Origin of the sequence: Pseudomonas sp. OG7 (assembly GCF_014192825.1) — a bacterium.
In the GTDB taxonomy this organism is placed as follows: domain Bacteria; phylum Pseudomonadota; class Gammaproteobacteria; order Pseudomonadales; family Pseudomonadaceae; genus Aquipseudomonas; species Aquipseudomonas monteilii.
In genome coordinates this window covers 207,831-219,735 of record NZ_JACHYK010000008.1, presented here as the reverse complement: position 1 = coordinate 219,735, position 11,905 = coordinate 207,831, and the positions used below count along the sequence as shown (strand labels likewise).

Annotated in this window: 12 protein-coding genes; 7 read left to right on the top strand and 5 right to left on the bottom strand. The window is 62.0% G+C overall.

The window, feature by feature from the left end:
- Nucleotides 1-24 precede the first annotated feature (24 nt).
- Together fusA and FHW75_RS20505 are read right to left on the bottom strand one after the other, a co-directional pair.
- Nucleotides 25-2,136: an elongation factor G gene (gene fusA, locus FHW75_RS20510; RefSeq protein WP_019098398.1), complete on the bottom strand. Its 2,112-nt coding sequence runs from the start codon at nucleotides 2,134-2,136 to the stop codon at nucleotides 25-27.
- Nucleotides 2,137-2,209: 73 nt separating this feature from the next.
- The gene (locus tag FHW75_RS20505) at nucleotides 2,210-2,635 is read right to left on the bottom strand and encodes a hypothetical protein (protein ID WP_019098397.1); all 426 of its coding nucleotides are present in this window, start codon (nucleotides 2,633-2,635) and stop codon (nucleotides 2,210-2,212) included.
- Nucleotides 2,636-2,880: 245 nt separating this feature from the next.
- Between FHW75_RS20505 and FHW75_RS20500 the strand changes: the two genes are divergently transcribed.
- A complete protein-coding gene (locus tag FHW75_RS20500) occupies nucleotides 2,881-3,183 on the top strand; it encodes a hypothetical protein (RefSeq protein WP_183674427.1) in 303 nt (100 codons plus the stop codon).
- Nucleotides 3,184-3,186: 3 nt separating this feature from the next.
- On the opposite strand, the gene FHW75_RS20495 is transcribed toward FHW75_RS20500, so the two are convergent.
- Together FHW75_RS20495 and gcvA are read right to left on the bottom strand one after the other, a co-directional pair.
- Complete coding sequence (locus tag FHW75_RS20495; protein WP_019098396.1) at nucleotides 3,187-4,437, bottom strand: aspartate aminotransferase family protein; 1,251 nt, start codon at nucleotides 4,435-4,437, stop codon at nucleotides 3,187-3,189.
- A 120-nt stretch (nucleotides 4,438-4,557) separates the two neighbouring features.
- Nucleotides 4,558-5,454 carry a transcriptional regulator GcvA gene (gene gcvA / locus FHW75_RS20490; protein WP_016711586.1) on the bottom strand — a complete coding sequence of 299 codons (897 nt, stop codon included), beginning with the start codon at nucleotides 5,452-5,454 and terminating at the stop codon, nucleotides 4,558-4,560.
- Nucleotides 5,455-5,709: 255 nt separating this feature from the next.
- On the opposite strand from gcvA, the gene FHW75_RS20485 reads away from it, so the two are divergent.
- The 3 genes from FHW75_RS20485 (at nucleotide 5,710) to FHW75_RS20475 (ending at nucleotide 8,430) form a co-directional block, all read left to right on the top strand.
- A complete protein-coding gene (locus tag FHW75_RS20485) occupies nucleotides 5,710-7,092 on the top strand; it encodes an amino acid permease (protein ID WP_016711585.1) in 1,383 nt (460 codons plus the stop codon).
- Nucleotides 7,093-7,149: 57 nt separating this feature from the next.
- The gene (locus FHW75_RS20480; protein WP_025753385.1) at nucleotides 7,150-7,647 is read left to right on the top strand and encodes a PaaI family thioesterase; all 498 of its coding nucleotides are present in this window, start codon (nucleotides 7,150-7,152) and stop codon (nucleotides 7,645-7,647) included.
- An 87-nt stretch (nucleotides 7,648-7,734) separates the two neighbouring features.
- Nucleotides 7,735-8,430, top strand: a complete 696-nt coding sequence (locus tag FHW75_RS20475) for a glutathione S-transferase N-terminal domain-containing protein (protein ID WP_019096369.1) — start codon at nucleotides 7,735-7,737, stop codon at nucleotides 8,428-8,430.
- 5 nt (nucleotides 8,431-8,435) lie between these two features.
- Here FHW75_RS20475 and FHW75_RS20470 read toward each other — a convergent pair whose 3' ends face one another.
- Nucleotides 8,436-10,052, bottom strand: coding sequence for an inorganic phosphate transporter (locus FHW75_RS20470; RefSeq protein ID WP_183674424.1), 1,617 nt, complete (start codon nucleotides 10,050-10,052; stop codon nucleotides 8,436-8,438).
- Between the two features lie 211 nt (nucleotides 10,053-10,263).
- Between FHW75_RS20470 and FHW75_RS20465 the strand changes: the two genes are divergently transcribed.
- The 3 genes from FHW75_RS20465 to uvrY all read left to right on the top strand — a co-directional run bounded on the left by FHW75_RS20465 (nucleotide 10,264) and on the right by uvrY (nucleotide 11,904).
- Nucleotides 10,264-10,695, top strand: coding sequence for a GNAT family N-acetyltransferase (locus FHW75_RS20465; RefSeq protein ID WP_016711581.1), 432 nt, complete (start codon nucleotides 10,264-10,266; stop codon nucleotides 10,693-10,695).
- A gap of 117 nt (nucleotides 10,696-10,812) precedes the next feature.
- The gene (locus FHW75_RS20460) at nucleotides 10,813-11,202 is read left to right on the top strand and encodes a helix-turn-helix domain-containing protein (RefSeq protein WP_183674421.1); all 390 of its coding nucleotides are present in this window, start codon (nucleotides 10,813-10,815) and stop codon (nucleotides 11,200-11,202) included.
- 63 nt (nucleotides 11,203-11,265) lie between these two features.
- On the top strand, nucleotides 11,266-11,904 hold the full coding sequence (gene uvrY / locus FHW75_RS20455) for a UvrY/SirA/GacA family response regulator transcription factor (RefSeq protein ID WP_003251380.1): 639 nt from the start codon (nucleotides 11,266-11,268) through the stop codon (nucleotides 11,902-11,904).
- Nucleotide 11,905 lies beyond the last annotated feature (1 nt).

The window sequence follows — 11,905 nt, the reverse complement described above, 5'->3', positions numbered from 1 at the left end:
AAGAGGCCGGCACAGGCTAATGAGTCACTCCCCGCGGTTCTTCTTCACAATGGCATCGGCAATACTGGCCGGTGCCTCGGCATAGCGGGTGAACTCCATCGAAAAGCTCGCTCGGCCCTGAGTCATCGAGCGCATCGAGGTGGCATAGCCGAACATTTCGCCCAGCGGCACCTCGGCACGGATCACCTTGCCTGCCGGCGTTTCGTCACCGTCCTGAATCATCCCGCGTCGTCGGCTCAGGTCACCCAGAATGTCGCCCTGGTACTCCTCCGGCGTCACCACCTCCACCTTCATCACCGGCTCCAGCAGCACCGCGCCACCTTTCTGCGACAGCTGTTTGGTGGCCATCGACGCAGCGATCTTGTAGGCCATTTCGTTGGAGTCGACATCGTGGTAAGAGCCGTCATACACCGCCGCTTTCAGGTTGATAAGCGGGTAGCCGGCCAGTACGCCGTTTTTCATCTGCTCTTCGATACCTTTCTGTATCGCCGGAATGTATTCGCGTGGTACCACGCCACCGACAATCTCGTTGATGAACTCCAGGCCTTCCTTGCCTTCGTCGCCAGGGGCGAAGCGGATCCAGCAGTGACCATACTGGCCACGGCCGCCGGACTGGCGGACGAAACGCCCCTCGATCTCGCAGGTATTGCGGATTTTTTCGCGGTAGGCCACCTGCGGCTTGCCGATGTTGGCCTCGACATTGAACTCGCGGCGCATGCGGTCGACGATGATGTCCAGGTGCAACTCGCCCATGCCCGAAATGATGGTCTGGCCGGTTTCTTCGTCGGTGCGCACGCGGAATGACGGGTCTTCCTGGGCCAGCTTGCCCAAGGCGATGCCCATTTTTTCCTGGTCGGCCTTGGTCTTCGGCTCGACGGCCACGGAAATCACCGGGTCGGGGAAGTCCATGCGCTCCAGGATGATCGGCTTGTCCATGTCGCACAGGGTGTCGCCGGTGGTCACGTCCTTCATGCCGATCAGCGCCGCGATGTCGCCGGCGCACACGTCCTTGATTTCGGCGCGCTGGTTGGCGTGCATCTGCACCATGCGGCCGATGCGTTCCTTCTTGCCCTTGACCGAGTTCAGTACTGCGTTGCCCGAGCTGAGCACGCCGGAATACACCCGGGCGAAGGTGAGGGTGCCGACGAAGGGGTCGGTGGCGATCTTGAATGCCAGGGCCGAGAACGGCTCTTTATCGTCGGCGTGGCGCTCCAGGTGCTTATCTTCGTCGTCGGGGTCGGTGCCCTTGATCGCCGGGATTTCCGACGGGGCGGGCAGGTAGTCGATCACCGCGTCGAGCATCAGCGGCACGCCTTTGTTCTTGAACGAGGAGCCGAGGATGGTCGGTACAATTTCGTTGGCGATGGTGCGTTGGCGCAGCGCAGCCTTGATCTCGTCGACACTCAATTCCTCGCCTTCGAGAAACTTCATGGTCAGCTCATCGTTGGCCTCGGCGGCGGCCTCGATCATATGCGCACGCCATTCGTCGGCCAGCGCCTGCAGTTCTTCGGGAATGGGTTCTTCGCGGTAGCTGGTGCCCTGGTCGGCATCGTTCCAGTAGATGGCCTTCATTTTCACGAGGTCGATTTGGCCGACGAAGTTTTCTTCGCTGCCGATGGCCAGCTGGATGGGTACCGGGTGGTGCCCCAGGCGCTGGTCGATCTGCTTGACCACGCGCAGGAAGTCAGCACCCTGACGGTCCATCTTGTTGATGTAGGCCAGGCGTGGCACATGGTACTTGTTGGCCTGGCGCCAGACCGTCTCGGACTGTGGCTCCACCCCGTCAGCGCCGCTGAATACCACCACCGCGCCATCGAGCACGCGCAACGAGCGCTCCACCTCGATGGTGAAGTCGACGTGGCCGGGGGTGTCGATGATGTTGAAGCGGTACTTGTGCGCGAACTGTTTGGTCGAGCCTTGCCAGAACGCCGTGGTCGCCGCCGAGGTGATGGTGATGCCGCGCTCCTGCTCCTGGGCCATCCAGTCCATGGTCGCGGCGCCATCGTGCACCTCGCCCATCTTGTGGTTGACCCCGGTGTAGAACAGGATCCGCTCGGTAGTCGTGGTCTTGCCGGCGTCGACGTGTGCGACGATGCCGATATTGCGGTACAGCTCGATGGGCGTTGTGCGGGCCATGGCGGACTACCTGCGGATGGGCGGATTCCACCACGTTAGCAGACCGGTGGAATCCTGCCCTGCCGCCGGGCCGTCAGTCGGCCTGGGCTTGCAGCATCCATTGGCCATCCACTTCACGGGCCAGGCCGCTGGCTGGCAGCAGGGCCAGCAGGCGCGGGTGCAGGGCGGCTTCGGTGAAGGTCTTGAGGGTGCTCAGGTCCAGCGCGCCGACCAGATTGAGGTCGGCCTTGGTGTACGACAGCCAGGCCTTCTTCAGCGCTTGGGCAACATCGCTACCCGAGGTGCTGGCAAAGCGGCGGTGCCACTGACGGCCGTCGAAGGTGAAGCTGTGTGCGTGGCTGTAGGTGCTCTCGTCACCACCTTCGGCGCAGCGGTGGCAGCGGCACGGGCCTTCGCCGAAGGCATTGCGCAGGTAGCTGTTGAAGTCCACGACGGGCTTGAGGGACAGGCGTTTGTCGACATCGAACAGGTCGGCGATCAGGGGTTCTTCGGCGCTCACTCGGGATCCTCGTGTGGTGTGGCGTGCATCGGCGGGCACCCTAACAGATCGGGGCATTCAGATCACCTTTTGCAGGCCCGGCCTCTTCGCGGGCTCGCCCGCTCCCACAGGTGCTGTGCACACCCCGGGCAACATGCGATCCCTGTGGGAGCGGGCGTGCCCGCGAAGAGGCCGGTAGAGACAATAGAGATCACCTGCCGTACTCTACGCGCCCATACGCCTACACACCCACAGAGGTAACCCGCTTGAGCACCAAGTACCCGTACATCGCCACCGTGACCATCAGCGCCGAAGACCGTGGCGGCGACACCGAGGCCGCGGAAAACCCCAACATGCGCGTTGGCCTGGAAGCGGTGACCGAAACCCTGAAGAAGGTGCATTTCGTCGGTACGCTCGCGGCCCCCGAGAAATCGGCCACGCACATTTGCGTGACCCTGGAGAACGGCCTGACCTACTACGGCCCGATCGTCAACGGCCATGCCGAACTCGAAGGCGGCTGGATTGCCTTCGAGTCCGACATGCTCACCCCGCAAGAACTGGGGCTGTAAGCCTCAGTTCAGCTCGGCCAGGCACTGCTCGAGGATATCCAGGCCTTCTTCGAGCACCTCGGCCTCGATGGTCAGTGGTGCCAACAGGCGGATAATGTGCCGTGCCTTGCCGCTGGGCATCAGCAACAAGCCCTTGGCCCGCGCGGCGTCCATCACCTTGGCCAGTTGTGCCGGCGCCGGGCTGCCATCGGCATTGACGAACTCGATGCCACGCATGGCGCCCACGCCGGTCAGGCGGCCGATGAACGGGCTCAGGCCTGAGGCCTGCCAGCGCTGATGGCGGCTGACGATGGCCTGCTCCTGGCGCTCACCCCAGGTGGCGATGTTCTCGTCGGTCATCTGCGCCAGGCTGGCCAGCGCCGCCGCACAGGCAATCGGGTTGCCCGAATAGGTGCCGCCCAGGCCGCCCTTGGGCAGCGCAGCCATCAAATCCTTGCGCCCGACCACCGCACCCAGTGGCATGCCGCCGGCAATGCTCTTGGCCAGCAGCAACAGATCGGGTTCGATGCCAAGGCGTGGGAAGGCGAAGCGTTGGCCGGTGCGGCCGAAGCCCGACTGGATTTCGTCGATGATAATCAGGATGCCGCGCTCGTCGCAGAAGCGGCGCAGGGCCTGGGCGAAGGCGGGGTCAAGGGCGAGGAAGCCGCCTTCACCCTGCACCGGCTCGAAAATGAACGCTGCCACGTCTTCCACAGCCAGTTCGACGCTGAACAGGCGGTCCATGGCCTTGAGCGCCTGCTCGCAGGTCACGCCGGTGTCGGCGCTGGGGTAGGGCAGGTGGTACACCGGCCCAGGCAGTTCACCGACCCGCTGTTTGTACGGGGCGACCTTGCCGTTGAGGTTCAGGGTGGCCAGGGTGCGGCCATGGAAGCCGCCGTCGAAGGCGATGATGGCCCGTTTGCCGGTGGCGCCGCGGGCAACTTTCAGAGCGTTTTCGGCCGCTTCCGCACCGCTGTTGGTGAGCATGCCGGCCAATGGATAGCTGACGGGCACGAACCCGCTCAGTTGTTCCATCAGTGCCAGATACGGGCCGTGCGGGGCGGCGTTGAAGGCGTAGTGGGTCAGGCGGGTGGCCTGGGTCTGGATCGCCTCGACCACGGCGGGGTTGCAGTGGCCCAGGTTGAGCACACCGATACCACCGACGAAGTCGATGTAACGTTTGCCGTCGGTGTCCCAGACTTCGGCATTGCGGCCATGGGAAAGTGTGATCGGGTGAACGATGGCAATGGATTGGCTGATACTTTCCTGGTTCATGGGCACGCGGGACCTTGTTCGAGTTTCTTATTATCCAAGCGTGTTGGCGGGTTATTCCGCAAACGAATTATTCGATTGCGATCATTCCGTGGATTCGTGATCTTGCCGGCGCGGTCAATATCAATCGCCCTCAGCCACCCGCTCCCGAATCCACTGCACAAAGGCCCTGATCTTCGGCACTTCGGCCGCATGCTCGGCATGGGCGATAAAGTGCCGGCCATTGCTCGCCACCGGGTGGTCCCAGGCCACCACCAGCTTGCCCTCGCTTAGCTCCTCTGCCACCAGATAGCGCGGAATCAGGGCGATACCGCAGCCTGCAATCGCTGCGCGAATGCACAGGTAGAACGTGTCGAAACGCGGCCCGTGGTAGCTGTTCTGGCTATGCAGCCCCAGCCCCAGAAACCATTCGTGCCAGGCCTCTGGCCGTGACACGCACTGCAGCAGCCGGTGCTCGGTCAGCGCCTGGGCACTGTCGAAAGGGTGATTGGCCAATAGCTGCGGGCTGCACACCGGCACCACTTCTTCGCTGAACAACTCGATGCAGGTCGCCCCGGGCCAGGTGCCTTGGCCGAAGAAAAACGCGATATCGGCCTTGGCCTGCACCAGGTCGAACGGTTCCAGTTCGTTGCGCACGTCCAGGTGAATGCGTGGGTAGCGGTCGCCAAAACCCTTGAGTCTGGGCACCAGCCAGCGTGCACCGAAGGTGGGTTGGGTGGCGATGCGCAGCACTTCGGTTTCATCGCCGTAGCTGAGGATGTAGCGGCTGGAAATGTCGATCTGGGTGAGGATCTTGTTCACTTCGGTGAGGTACAGCGCGCCGGCCGGGGTCAGGTGCAGGCGGCGGCGAATGCGCTGGAACAGCGAGTGCGAGAGCATGTCCTCAAGCTGCGCCACCTGCTTGCTGACGGCGCTCTGGGTCAGGTGCAGTTCCTGCGCCGCGCGGGTGAAGCTGAGGTGGCGGGCGGCCGCTTCGAAGCACTGAAGGGCGGTGGTCGAAGGCATCAGGCGTTTGGACATGACGGGCAAATACCGAGCAAAAAAGGAAGGAGTTCATTCCAAAGCGGAATCATGTGGTTCGAAAAGGTCGTTTGTTGACCCCGGCCTATAGATTAATACTGACCTGGATCAACGATTACAACCGGTCGTGCGAAGAGGAGGTTTGTAACCGCTTCCGGCATCTGCAAAACAACAACAACGAACATCAGAAATTTATAAGAATTCTGCTCCGACCTTCAGCCGCTTCGCTGCGGCCGACCCATTCGAGGGTTCTTCATGGCTTCGCAACACAACAAGAAACAGCGTTCCCTGCAGCACGGCCTGACCTCCCGTCAGGTTTCCATGATTTCCATTGCGGGCATTATCGGCGCCGGCCTGTTCATCGGCTCCTCCAACGCCATTGCCACCGCCGGCCCGGCCATCCTCATCTCCTACGCCATGACCGGCCTGCTGGTCTTGCTGGTGATGCGTATGCTGGGCGAAATGGCCATCGCCAACCCTAACAGCGGCTCGTTTTCCACCTATGCCTCCGAAGCCATTGGCCCATGGGCGGGCTTTACCATCGGTTGGCTGTACTGGTGGTTCTGGGTGCTGATCATTCCGGTCGAGGCCATTGCCGGCGCTGACATCCTCCACGCCTACTTCCCTGGGGTGCCATCGTGGCTGTTCGCCTTCCTGATCATGCTGGTGCTGTCGGGCACCAACCTGATCAGCGTGAAGAACTTCGGTGCCTTCGAGTACTGGTTCGCCCTGGTCAAGGTGGTGGCGATCATTGCCTTCATCGTGGTCTGCACCTTGGCCGTGTTCGGCTTCTGGCCGCTGGCAGAGGTGTCCGGGGTCAGCCGACTTTGGGACAACGGCGGCTTCATGCCCAACGGCTTCGGGACGGTGCTGGGTGGTGTACTGATCACCATCTTCTCGTTCTTCGGTGCCGAAATCGTCACCATTGCCGCTGACGAAACCGCCAACCCTAAAGACAAGATCCGCCGCGCCACCAACCTGGTGGTGTACCGTATCGCCATCTTCTATCTGGCGTCGATTTTCCTGGTGGTGTCGCTGGTGGCCTGGAACGACCCTGAACTCAAGGCGGTCGGTTCGTTCCAGCGCGTACTGGAGGTGTTGAACGTGCCGGGTGCCAAACTGCTGGTTGACCTGGTGGTGTTGGTAGCGGTGACCAGTTGCATGAACTCGGGTCTGTATACCGCATCGCGCATGCTCTATTCGCTGGGTGCCCGTGGTCAGGCACTGAGCGTTACCAAGCGCATCTCCGGCTCCGGGGTACCGACCGTGGCGGTGATCTTCTCCACCCTGGCAGGCTTTGCCGGTTGCTTCGTCAACTATGTGTTCCCGGGCAAGGTGTTCGGCTTCCTGCTGTCCACCACCGGTGCCATCGCCTTGCTGGTGTACCTGGTGATTGCCGTGTCGCAACTGCGCATGCGTGCCCGGGCCGAGCGCGAAGGGCGGCCGCTGGAACTGAAAATGTGGCTGTTCCCGTGGCTGACCTGGCTGGTGATCGGCACCATCGTCATGGTGCTGGGCTACATGCTGTTCAGCGATGCCTACCGCTACGAAACCCTGATGACTGCTGGCGTCACCCTGTTCATCCTGCTGGTTTCGCTGACCCAGCGGCGTGCCAAGGTGGTTGCCCAGACGGCCTGATGTTTCTGCTTTAATGGGGGCGTTGCGCGCCCCCATTTCAATAAGCACAGGAAGCGTATGAACGACCAAGCCCTTTCCCTCCAGGCCCTCGCGGCACCCGACGGCACGTGTTATGGCTGCGGGTGCTCCCACCCCAGCGGGCTGCACCTGCAAAGCCACTGGGACGCCGACGGCGTTCATCTGATATGCCGCCATGCGCCCGACAGCACCTTCATCGGCTGGCCCGGCCTGGTTTACGGCGGCCTACTGGCGATGCTGGTCGACTGTCATTCCAACTGGACGGCCATGGCTTACCACTACCGCAATGAAGGCCGCGAGCCGGGCAGCCTGCCGCGCATCGACTGCGTCACGGGTACGCTCAACCTGACCTACCTGAAACCCACGCCCATGGGCGTCGAGCTGTTGCTCAAGGCGCGTGTGGAAGGGGAAGTAGGGCGCAAGAGCCGGGTGATCTGCGAGGTCTGGGCCGACGATGTGCTGACCGTGACCGCCGACTCGGTGTTCGTGCGTGTCGACACCGAAAAGCTCAAGCTCAAGGCCCACGGTCAGGCCTGAGTTGCCAGCGCTGATAAGTGGTCGGTGATGGTCAGCGGCCGGGGATGTCTCTAGAGTGACAGGTTCATTCCCCAGGCAAGGTTGATCATGACCGATCTCAGTGCTTTCCCGATTACCCGCAAGTGGCCCGCCAAACACCCAGAACGCCTGCAGCTGTATTCGCTGCCGACACCCAACGGCGTCAAGGTGTCGATCATGCTCGAAGAAATCGGCCTGGCCTACGAGGCGCACAAGGTCAGTTTTGACAACGATGACCAGTTGAGCCCCGAGTTCATCTCGCTCAGCGCGAATAACAAGATCCCGGCCATCCTCGACCCGAACGGGCCGGGTGGTCAGCCGCTGCCGCTGTTCGAGTCGGGGGCGATCCTGCAGTACCTGGCGGAGAAGAGCGGCCAACTGCTCAGTCAGGACCCTGCCCAGCGTTACCAGACCCTGCAGTGGCTGATGTTCCAGATGGGCGGCATCGGGCCGATGTTTGGCCAGGTTGGCTTCTTCCATTTCTTTGCTGGCAAGGAATATGAAGACAAGCGTCCGCGTGATCGCTATGTCAACGAGTCCAAACGGCTGCTGGGTGTGCTGGATCGGCACCTGAAAGGGCGGGAGTGGATGGTGGACGCGTACAGCATCGCCGACATCGCCATCTTCCCGTGGGTACGCAACCTGGTGGAACGTTACAACGCGCGGGAGTTGGTAGGCTTTGATCAGTTCAAGGAAGTGCAACGGGTACTGGCCGCCTTCCTTGAACGGCCAGCCGTGCAGCGCGGCCTGAAGATTCCTGCCTGACTGACCTAGAGGACCTGGTTCAACAACCAGTACAGCGACCCTGCCAGCACCATGGCTGCCGGCAGGGTCAGCACCCAGGCCATCAGCAGGTTGATCAGTGTGCGTTTCTGTATGCCTGAGCCGTTGGCGACCATGGTGCCGGCCACGCCAGAGCTCAGCACATGGGTGGTCGAAACCGGCAGCCCGAACACGTCCGCCGCGCCGATGGTGCACATCGCAACCACTTCAGCCGAGGCGCCCTGGGCATAGCTCAGGTGGGTCTTGCCGATCTTCTCGCCCACCGTCACCACGATACGCCGCCAGCCAACCATGGTGCCCAGCCCCAGCGCGATGGCCACGACCACCTTCACCCACAGTGGAATGTAGCGGGTGGCATCGTCCAGTTGGGCCTTGAACAGTTCTACATGGCTGCGGGTGTCGGCATCGAATGCCACCAGGTGTTTTTTCTCGATCAGGCGAATGGTTTCGCTGGTCAGGTACATGTCGTTGCGCACATTGGCCATGGCTTCAGCCGGCACGCGCTTGAGCGAGCCATAGCCTTTGACCTGGTCGCCGATCATCCCGGTCAGCGCCGCGAGTGCCGGCACCAGTTGCGGGCTGGCCTTGGGCTCGGCAATGAACAAGGTCAGTACTTGGCGCGGGTCGGCCGGGGCCGCTTGCGGGTCGCTGCGCACCAGCGCCTGGCGGGTTACTTCGGCGACGGCAGAAAACTGCAAAGCCTGTTCGTTGGGCATGGTCTTGTTCAGGGCATAGGCCATGGGCAGGGTGCCGACCAGGATCAGCATGATCAGGCCCATGCCTTTCTGGCCGTCGTTGGAGCCGTGGGCAAAGGATACGCCGGTGCAGGTGAGGATCAGGACGCTGCGGATCCACCACGGTGGTGGGGTGCGGCTTTCCGGCGCCTGATACAGTTCCTTGCGCTTGACCAGTGCGCGCAACGCCATCAGCAACAAGGCCGCGCAGGCAAAGCCGATCAGGGGTGAGAACAGCAAGGCATAGCCGACTTTGCTGGCCTGGGCCCAGTCCACGCCACTGGTGCCGTCACGCCCGTGCATCAGCGCGTTGGCCACACCCACGCCGATGATCGAGCCGATCAAGGTGTGTGAGGACGAGGCTGGCAGGCCCAGCCACCACGTGCCGAGGTTCCAGATGATGGCGGCCAGCAGCATGGCGAAGACCATGGCAAAGCCGGCCGAGGAACCGACCTGCAAAATCAACTCCACCGGCAGCAGGGCAATGATGCCGAACGCCACCGCGCCGCTGGAAAGTAACACGCCAAGGAAGTTGCAAAGCCCGGACCAGACGACCGCCACCGGTGCTGGCAGCGAGTGGGTGTAGATGACCGTGGCGACTGCATTGGCGGTGTCATGAAAACCATTGACGAATTCGAAGCCCAGGGCAATCAGCAGCGCCAGGCCCAGTAGAAGGAACGGTGTGACCGTGGTGATTACCGTTCCGCTGGCCGTTACATCCTGTTTCAGGCTCCAGACGGTATAGGCAATACCGGCCAGTAGCAGGCCGAAGAACAACACGAGGGTGGCGCGCCCTGGCGTGTGGGCAAGCTGCGGGCGGGAATCGCGCCGGGCCAGTTGCGGCTGGCTGGCCAGTGACGGGGTGGCCATGGGTGCTCCCGTTGGCGTTGGGCGTGGGTGCCGAAGGCTTTGAGCATAGAAACAATTCGTAACCCGGCCGTGACCTTGATCAATGAATTATCTAGGCTCAAGACAGACGGTAACGGCAGGGTCGCGCGATGATTCGCTACAAGAAACGCGAGGCGTACCCGCAGGGGCGGTGTTTGTGCGACCGTGTGTCATCCCCGATGAGCGAAATGCGATGCCTTTACAGTTAACCCCCGCCAACGACCGCCACTGCACCTTTGCCCGTGACCTCACGCGCCGCGCCATGTTGCCGTACTACCGCGAATACGACCTGTTGTGGATCGAAGAAGCCTTCGACGAGGCCTGGGGCTGGCGCGAGCAGTGGCTGGTGACCGAAGGCGACACCCTGCTGGGTTTCTGCAGCCTTAGCCAGGACCGCCAGGCGTTGTTCATCCGCGAGTTGCACCTGTTGCCCGAGCACCGTGGGCGCGGGGTCGGCAGCTGGGTATTGGAGCAGTTGGCGCTCTGGGCCAGGCAGCGGCGCCTGCCGCTGCTGCGGCTGATGGTGTTTCGCAGCAACCCGGCCCGTCAGCTGTATCAGCGCCACGGTTTCGTTGAAATGGGAGAAGACGATTGCTTTGTGCGTATGCAGCGAGCCATCAATTAATAGCCCAATGATGGCTTGTCGTGACCCCAGACCATGGGCATAGTGGATCCACATGTTTGTGCCGCCTACGGACGGTAGGGCGGGCATCTGGCATATCAGGGAAGAGGAGAGCCCCCAATGAATGGATTCGGTCCGCGGCTGCGGGAAGAGCGTGAACGACTGGGCATGACCCAGCGAGTATTTGGCGAAATCGGCGGTGTTGAACCCAACGCTCAGGGCAAGTATGAAAGCGGTGAGCGTACCCCTCGGGTCGATTACCTCGCGGCGTTGTCGGTTCGGGGCGTGGACGCGCTGTATGTGCTCAGCGGTATTCGTAGCCCAGCACAGCTGGAAGGTTTGAGTACCGATGAGTCTGGTTTGCTTGGGGCATTCCGGCAGTTATCGTTCGACGATCAGGCGGCGTTATGGCACCTGTTGGGGCGCTTGTCCAGCAACGGTCAACCCCGGCAAACAATGAGGCCGCTCGCCGTTGAACGTCAGGCGTTTCTGACGGAATCAATGCGTTAGGCCCACCGTGAAAAATTTTGTTAAGGTGGCGGGATCCAATCGCCCTGCTGACGAGGTGTGTGCTTGATTAGGGTCTTAGTGGTCGATGATCACGATCTGGTACGAACCGGTATTACGCGCATGCTCGCCGACATCGACGGCCTGCAGGTAGTGGGTGAGGGGGACTCGGGCGAGTCGGCGCTCAAACTGGCCCGTGAGCTCAAGCCGGATGTGGTGCTGATGGACGTGAAAATGCCCGGCATCGGTGGCCTGGAGGCTACCCGCAAATTGCTGCGCAGCCATCCGGACATCAAGGTAGTCGCCGTGACGGTGTGCGAGGAAGACCCGTTCCCCACGCGCTTGCTGCAGGCCGGCGCTGCCGGCTATCTGACCAAGGGGGCAGGCCTTGATGAAATGGTCCAGGCTATTCGGCTGGCCTTTGCCGGCCAGCGCTATATCAGCCCGCAAATCGCCCAGCAGCTGGCCCTGAAACCGTTTCAGCCGCAAGGTTCGCCGTTTGACGCGTTGTCCGAACGGGAAATCCAGATTGCCCTGATGATCGTCGGCTGCCAGAAAGTGCAGATCATCTCGGACAAGTTGTGCCTCTCGCCCAAGACCGTCAATACTTACCGTTATCGGATCTTTGAAAAACTCTCGGTCACCAGCGACGTCGAACTGACCTTGCTGGCCGTTCGCCACGGCATGGTTGACGCAAGCCTGTAAA

Excerpts from the sequence above, each read along its gene's own strand:
- FHW75_RS20460 (WP_183674421.1), top strand. The coding sequence starts at position 10,813 with ATGAATGGATTCGGTCCGCGGCTGCGGGAAGAGCGTGAACGACTGGGC.
- FHW75_RS20470 (WP_183674424.1), bottom strand. The coding sequence starts at position 10,052 with ATGGCCACCCCGTCACTGGCCAGCCAGCCGCAACTGGCCCGGCGCGAT.
- gcvA (WP_016711586.1), bottom strand. The coding sequence starts at position 5,454 with ATGTCCAAACGCCTGATGCCTTCGACCACCGCCCTTCAGTGCTTCGAA.
- FHW75_RS20495 (WP_019098396.1), bottom strand. The coding sequence starts at position 4,437 with ATGAACCAGGAAAGTATCAGCCAATCCATTGCCATCGTTCACCCGATC.
- FHW75_RS20465 (WP_016711581.1), top strand. The coding sequence starts at position 10,264 with ATGCCTTTACAGTTAACCCCCGCCAACGACCGCCACTGCACCTTTGCC.
- fusA (WP_019098398.1), bottom strand. The coding sequence starts at position 2,136 with ATGGCCCGCACAACGCCCATCGAGCTGTACCGCAATATCGGCATCGTC.
- FHW75_RS20480 (WP_025753385.1), top strand. The coding sequence starts at position 7,150 with ATGAACGACCAAGCCCTTTCCCTCCAGGCCCTCGCGGCACCCGACGGC.
- FHW75_RS20485 (WP_016711585.1), top strand. The coding sequence starts at position 5,710 with ATGGCTTCGCAACACAACAAGAAACAGCGTTCCCTGCAGCACGGCCTG.
- FHW75_RS20475 (WP_019096369.1), top strand. The coding sequence starts at position 7,735 with ATGACCGATCTCAGTGCTTTCCCGATTACCCGCAAGTGGCCCGCCAAA.